This window comes from Aurantimonas sp. A2-1-M11, assembly GCF_036549475.1.
Taxonomy (GTDB): domain Bacteria; phylum Pseudomonadota; class Alphaproteobacteria; order Rhizobiales; family Rhizobiaceae; genus Aurantimonas.
Window position 1 is genome coordinate 1 of sequence record NZ_JAZHLI010000130.1, and the last position, 5,100, is coordinate 5,100.

General features: G+C 64.3%; 5 protein-coding genes. All 5 read left to right on the forward strand.

The window, feature by feature from the left end:
• The first annotated feature begins 304 nt into the window (after window positions 1-304).
• The 5 genes from VQ042_RS24555 (at window position 305) to VQ042_RS24575 (ending at window position 5,022) form a co-directional block, all read left to right on the forward strand.
• Window positions 305-1,060: an SH3 domain-containing protein gene (locus tag VQ042_RS24555; RefSeq protein ID WP_331822894.1), complete on the forward strand. Its 756-nt coding sequence runs from the start codon at window positions 305-307 to the stop codon at window positions 1,058-1,060.
• A gap of 47 nt (window positions 1,061-1,107) precedes the next feature.
• Window positions 1,108-2,133 (forward strand): DUF3137 domain-containing protein, encoded by a 1,026-nt coding sequence (locus tag VQ042_RS24560; protein WP_331822895.1) that lies wholly within the window; start codon window positions 1,108-1,110, stop codon window positions 2,131-2,133.
• 108 nt (window positions 2,134-2,241) lie between these two features.
• Complete coding sequence (locus tag VQ042_RS24565) at window positions 2,242-2,511, forward strand: hypothetical protein (protein ID WP_331822896.1); 270 nt, start codon at window positions 2,242-2,244, stop codon at window positions 2,509-2,511.
• Window positions 2,508-4,529: a VWA domain-containing protein gene (locus tag VQ042_RS24570; protein ID WP_331822897.1), complete on the forward strand. Its 2,022-nt coding sequence runs from the start codon at window positions 2,508-2,510 to the stop codon at window positions 4,527-4,529. Before VQ042_RS24565 ends, VQ042_RS24570 begins: the two co-directional genes overlap by 4 nt.
• 67 nt (window positions 4,530-4,596) lie before the next feature.
• Window positions 4,597-5,022, forward strand: a complete 426-nt coding sequence (locus tag VQ042_RS24575) for a hypothetical protein (protein WP_331822898.1) — start codon at window positions 4,597-4,599, stop codon at window positions 5,020-5,022.
• The last annotated feature ends 78 nt before the right edge of the window (window positions 5,023-5,100 follow it).

The following is a 5,100-nucleotide window of genomic DNA, read 5'->3' on the forward strand; positions in this document are numbered from 1 at the left end:
CGCAAGTCCGATGAAACCGATCTTCCCATGGTGCGTATCCTCCCGCACACAAGGAATCAGAATACGTCTCCAAGCGGAACCATCCGATTCACACTTATTACTGGACGCTCTAAGCCGTCAGCGGGCATGCCACGCCACCGAACTGACGAAACTGCGGAAAACGCAGGGCGATCACGCATTGACTCGAGCCTAACCCTCGCAACACACTCGGCGTCACGGTCGGTTCCCGTTGGGAACTTTTGCAAGGCAGCAATCGGCAGCTGCTACACCTGACCGTAAAAAATCATGAGCAGAAGGCTTTCCCATGGCTTCCATCACCGGAAACCTCGTGGCCGCATCACTTTTGATTCTGACCCCGACGGTCGTGCAGGCACAGATGGACGGGCACGGGCCGGATGCGTGGCAGGTCACGGGCGTTGCGCCCAATGATATGCTGAATGTTCGGACCGGGCCAGGAACCGGGCACCTGGTGATCGGTGCCGTCGCACCCGATGCCAAAGGCCTGCGGATGGTCACCTGCGTTCCGTTCCTCACACGCCAGGCATACCGTGATCTGACCGAAACCCAGCGCGCGAACCTGCCGCCCAGATGGTGTCTGATCGAAAGCCCGGATCTTGTGACCATGGGCTGGGTGTCGGCGAACTACCTGCAAGAGGATGCATCGGCCGGACGGTTGGACCTGGACCCGCTGGTCGCCGAGGGTGTCGCGCTGGTGCGCCGACTCTACGACCGGCAATTTGACGCCGGTGACGCGGACACCGAGGGGCCACTGCATCCGTCGGCCGCACGCGCGTACTTCTTTCCGGATGGGGTCGCGCGATTGGCGCAGGGCGTGCAGGCCGATCCGCTGTTCGGAACCCAGGACGCCGACGTCACGGACCTTCAGGTCGCCCCCGCACCCGAGCGCGCGATGTTTCGCGGCATGATCAGCGTGCACGCGACGTTTCGCAATTTTGGGCATCCGCAGCGTGCCGTGTTTCGACTGCGGGTCGACGGCGCGCGCGATCCGCCGGCGCTGCGCGTCATGCGGGTCGAACACGAAGGCTGGACCTTTCCCTGACGACTTCGGGCCGAGGCCCATCGTCCGCCCCATCATCCGGAGGACCAATGACAGCATTTACCGAACGCAGCCCCATCGAAACCGGCTTTTCCAGCGTCTTCGCAGAGCGCATTGCGCCACGCCTGAACGCGCTGGAGGAAAAGCGGCGGGCGGTTCTAGCCGTCGCCAGGCGTCACGCCGCGCTTGCTCTTGCGGCGGGTGCGGGGCTGGGGCTGCTGTTTCTGCTCTTCGACTCGGGCTCGGACGGGCTGGCGGGCGCGCTGGTGGGGTTCGGGGTGCCCCTCGCCTTCGGCGGGGTCGCGGCGCTGCTATTGTGGAAACGCCAGGACGCGAAATGGAGCGGATCGGCGGCGAAGGAAGTGATGCCCGTGGTTTGCGACTTTCTGGGCGACCTCACCCATGACCGCGACGCTCTGAAGGGCTTTCCGCTTGAACGGATGCAGAAACTGGGTGTGATCCGCCGTTTCACCAGGGCGGACGTCGCCAACCGGTTGGAAGGAACGCATCGCGATGTGCGCTTCGAGCTGGTCGAGGCGAAGCTGATCAACGACAAGGGGCAAAGCAGCATGAATGCCGACAACGACCGAAGCGACAGTTCTCCCCGGACCCAGTTCAAGGGGATTTTGATGCGTGTCGGCGTACCCGACCCGATCCCCGCACGCATCCTCATTGCCCGCGATTACGGACCGGGCAATAAGCTGATTAGCATGTTCGGCGGAGTGGGCCGCGACCTGCCCAAGGTCGAGACCGGCCATGACGCCTTCGAGCGCCTGTTCGAGGTCCATTCGGACAGCCCCGACATCGCGAAGCAGGTGTTGTCCCCCGGCTTTCTGGACAGTTTCGTGAAGATCGCCGAGGCCGAAAGCGGGCGCCGAGGGGCCAAGGGGCTGGAGGCCGGGTTCCATGACGAATCGTTCTTCATGGCGCTGGAACGCGATGCCGACTTCCTGGCGTTGGGCAAGCTCACCGCACCGGCTGACGAGATCGAGGAAGATCTGCACGGCGTCTTCGACGACATCGCCACCGCCCGCCGCATCATCGGCCGGCTGCATGGCGACCACCCCGAACGTTGAGCGGACGGGTCGGCAGAAATCGGTGTCGGGGGACTTCGAGCCGGGACCGCCAGCCGGCCGGACGAGTTCGATCACTCGCGCCGGCTGCGGCATGACACGATGTTCCCGATGGAAGAGCCTGACGGCTGCTTCGCCCGGGAGATCGACATCGAAACCGGCAAGATCCTCGGCCGGGCCGAAGGCGAGAAGGTGGGCGGCGGTGCCCCGGCGCGGCAGGACGCGATGATGAGCGCTGCTACCGGACTTGAAGGAAACGGAACCGACATCGGTCCCTCGGCACGGCGTGGCACCCTGGAGACGACGAGCCGGCAAGGGGAAACGGCGCCGCAAACAACGTGGTTTCGCCGGGATTACGACAAGCGAAGGATCAGGAAATGAAGAAGACTGTCTCGCAGACGATCGCCCTCGCCTTTTTGCTTGGCGCCATTGCCTGCACCGCACCCGAGGCGGCAGCGGAGGATGAGAACGTGATGATCGTCTTCGATGGCTCGAACTCCATGTGGGGCCAGATCGACGGCACCGCGAAGATAGAGATCGCCCGTGGCGTCATGGAAAACCTGCTGGGCGACTGGACGGAAAGCCGACAGGTCGGGTTGATGGCCTATGGGCATCGCCGTCGCGGTGATTGTTCCGACATCGAAACGCTCGTGGCCCCGGAACCGGACACCCGCACCCGGATTCTCGACCGGATCGGGGCGATCACGCCGACCGGAAAGACCCCTTTGACCGGCGCGGTCGAACAGGCCGCGACGGTGTTGTCCTACACAGATACGCCGGCGACGGTGATCCTGATTTCGGACGGTCTGGAAAGCTGCGACCGCGACCCTTGCACGCTGGCAAAAACGCTTGAGACGCGCGGGATCGGGTTTACCGCCCATGTCGTGGGCTTCGGCCTCGGCGATGCCGATGCAAGCGCGCTGTCCTGCATCGCCGAGGAAACCGGCGGTCGGTACATCTCGGCCGGCAACGCGGACGAACTGGGCGACGCTCTGGCCGCTGTCGGCTCCGCGGTCGTCGACGCAGCCCCCGAACCCGCGCCCGCACCGGAACCGCAATACGACGTCACGCTCACCGCGCCTGGCACCGCGCTCGCCGGGTCGGCCTTCGACGTGTCCTGGACCGGCACGGTTGCGGGCAGCGACTTCATCACCGTCGTGCCGATGGGCGCAGATGAAGGCAGCCAGGACAATCACTTCCGCGTCCGCGACAACGACGAACACCAGCTTCGCGCACCGGCAGAGACGGGCCTTTACGAGGTGCGTTACGTCCTGAACGAGGGACGCCGTACCCTCGCCTCGCAGCCCATCGAAGTGACCGAGCCGGAGGTCACGCTAACCGTCCCTGGCACCGCGCTCGCTGGATCGGCCTTCGACGTGTCCTGGACCGGCACGGTTGCGGGCAGCGACTTCATCACCGTCGTGCCGATGGGCGCAGACGAAGGCAGCCAGGACAATCACTTCCGCGTTCGCGACAACGACGAACACCGGCTGCGCGCGCCCGGCGAGACGGGCCTCTACGAGGTGCGTTACGTCCTCAACGAGGGGCGCCGCACCCTCGCCTCGCAGCCCATCGAAGTGACCGATCCCAAGGTGACGCTCACCGCACCGGACAGCGCGCTCGCCGGATCGGCCTTCGACGTGTCATGGACCGGCACGGTTGCGGGCGGCGACTTCATCACCGTCGTGCCGATGGGCGCAGACGAAGGTAGCCAGGACAATCACTTCCGCGTCCGCGACAACGACGAACACCAGCTTCGCGCACCGGCAGAGACGGGCTTCTACGAGGTGCGTTACGTCCGGAACGAAGGACGTCGCACCCTCGCCTCGCAGCCCATCGAAGTGACCGAGCCGGAGGTCACGCTCACCGCACCGGACAAGATCCGCGCCGGGGACCCGATCCAGGTCAGTTGGACGGGTGGGGTGTCGGGTGGCGACTTTGTCACTGTGGTTCCCATGGGCGCGGAAGAAGGGCGACAGGACGGCCATTTCCGCGTTCGCGACAACAGCGAGGACGAATTGCGCGCACCCGCCGAGACGGGGATGTACGAGATCCGCTACGTGCTGAATGAAGGACGCCGCACTTTGGCCCGACAGCCGATCGAGATTCTGGCGGAGGATGCCTCCCTCGAAAACGGCGCAACACTCGAGGCACCGGACAGCGCCGTCGCCGGCACGACCATCGATGTGGGTTGGAGCACGACCCGAGGCAGCGCCGATCAGCGCATCACCTTGGCACGGGCCGACCAGGCGATTTTTACCTGGATCACGGCCGTCAGGATCGAAGGCGACCGGCCCGTCGCCATAACACTGCCCGACGCGCCCGGCGGCTACGAGTTGCGCTTCCTCGATGTCGCAAAGCAGGAGATTCTGGCCCGCCACGCCATTCAGGTGAACTGACGCGGCCAACCAACGAGTATACAGGGGAAAGCGGACGGCTTTTAGGTGTCGCAACACGCAGGAAAGATTGAGCAACCTTTACAGCGCGATCGCCTTCTTGCGAATGACCGTGTCGGCACTGCCAAATCATCCGCGGCTTTCTTCGGGCGCGGGCCATGGGGGCTGCGTGCCAATGGCTGGCGCCCCGCCGACCCTGCGACCGGCCTACGCGATCTTCGAAGACGTCGCGCGCGTGCCCGCCGTTCTGTATCCAGCCGATTGCATCAGCGGAAGGAGTCATGACGATCGGAGAAATCTAACTAATCGAGATGCTCAAGGACCGGGCGCACTTGTTGTCGACAGCCGGACGGTCGATTGGTTCCAGGGCGGGTCGAACCCCGGTGCGATTAGCTTTCTTTACACGCAGGTGGGCGATCGGCTGACTGAGCTCGGCTGCGAGCCGGATTTCGATGGCTGGTCAGGGGAATCGCATTTGGAAATTTTTGTAGTCTGATTGTTCACTTGCGTTTGCGTTTGCGGTTGCGATGGATTCTTCGCTTGGCCGGCGGATTTTCGCCGTTGGGAGGATGCC

Coding starts and splice junctions, on each gene's coding strand:
- VQ042_RS24555 (WP_331822894.1), top strand. CDS start 305: ATGGCTTCCATCACCGGAAACCTCGTGGCCGCATCACTTTTGATTCTG.
- VQ042_RS24560 (WP_331822895.1), top strand. CDS start 1,108: ATGACAGCATTTACCGAACGCAGCCCCATCGAAACCGGCTTTTCCAGC.
- VQ042_RS24565 (WP_331822896.1), top strand. CDS start 2,242: ATGGAAGAGCCTGACGGCTGCTTCGCCCGGGAGATCGACATCGAAACC.
- VQ042_RS24570 (WP_331822897.1), top strand. CDS start 2,508: ATGAAGAAGACTGTCTCGCAGACGATCGCCCTCGCCTTTTTGCTTGGC.